The organism is Bradyrhizobium sp. 157 (genome assembly GCF_023073815.1).
GTDB lineage: Bacteria > Pseudomonadota > Alphaproteobacteria > Rhizobiales > Xanthobacteraceae > Bradyrhizobium.
In genome coordinates this window covers 1-1,146 of sequence record NZ_JADPKF010000078.1, presented here as the reverse complement: position 1 = coordinate 1,146, position 1,146 = coordinate 1, and the positions used below count along the sequence as shown (strand labels likewise).

The 1,146-nt window shown below is 60.9% G+C and carries 1 protein-coding gene; it reads left to right on the top strand.

All coding sequences use genetic code 11. The features are described 5' to 3' along the window. Positions 1-64 precede the first annotated feature (64 nt). Entirely contained in the window at positions 65-1,033 is a 969-nt protein-coding gene (locus IVA95_RS20680; protein WP_247512147.1) for an IS5 family transposase, read from the top strand. Positions 1,034-1,146 lie beyond the last annotated feature (113 nt).

Here is a 1,146-nt window from a genome sequence, read left to right as displayed (position 1 = left end):
TGGAGACCTTTGCACGGATGCGGAAGTAATGATTCACTTAGGCGACTGAATCGGGAGGTCGCTGATGGGACGGCGTCGTATTGGCCAGTTGGGCTTTTTGGATGCGGCGCTTGCTCAGAGAGGCAGTGGGCGGCCCGATATCCTGGACGAGATCAGTCGCCTGCTGGATTGGCGGCCCTTTGAGGGGCTGCTTTCTGTGATCCCGACAGCGGCCAAGGGAGAGCCATCCTATCCGGCACTGATGATGTTCAAGGTTTTGCTGCTGCAGCGCTGGTACGGATTATCGGACCCGGCGATGGAAGCCGCTCTGTTCGATCGAGTCAGCTTTTTGCGCTTCGCCGGACTGTCATTGGAGGACAAGACCCCGGATCACAGCACGATCTGGCGGTTCCGCGAGCGTTTGTCGCGAGACGGGTTGGTTGAGCAGTTGTTTGACGAGTTGACGCGGCAACTGGAAGCCCGCGGCTTGATCATCAAGCAGGGCACGTTGATCGACGCTTCGATGGTGACAAGCGCTGCCCGGCGGCCACGCAAGGAAGACGGCCCGGTCAGCGAGGTGGACCCAGATGCCCGGTTCGGCGCGGACAACGATCGTCACCGCTTCACCTTCGGTTACAAGATGCATGTGGCAGCGGATCAAGGAACCAATCTGATCCGCAAGGGCATGCTCACGTCAGCCAACATCCAGGATGTCAGCGTCGCTACCACCTTGCTTCCTTCCGAGGCCGGAGACGTCTATGCCGATCGAGCCTATCACAGCAAAGCCGTGCTGGCTCATCTCGACACACACGGGTTCGGTGACGGCGTGATGCGACGCGGTCAAAGAGGCAAGCCGCTGCCACCAGAAGAGATCGAGCGCAATCACCGGCTGGTACCGCTGCGCAGCCCGGTGGAAGCGGTGTTCGGCACCCTCAAACGGACCTACGGCTTCACCCGGATGCGCTACTTCAACGGCGCTCGCAACTTTGTGGCCTTCCTGCTCGCCTGCATCGCCTACAACCTCAAACGCAGTGTGGCGATCACAGCGGCATAGGCCGCCAGATACCACTCCGACCTTGTCGGAGCACCGGCCGCCTCCCCGAAATCCCCGCCATACCGATCGCTGCCTCCGAGGCCCTCAAAACGGCAACCGCGCAAAGGTCTCCA

What these genes read in the sequence shown, in the direction of transcription:
- IVA95_RS20680 (WP_247512147.1), top strand. Translation starts at nt 65, where the DNA reads ATGGGACGGCGTCGTATTGGCCAGTTGGGCTTTTTGGATGCGGCGCTT.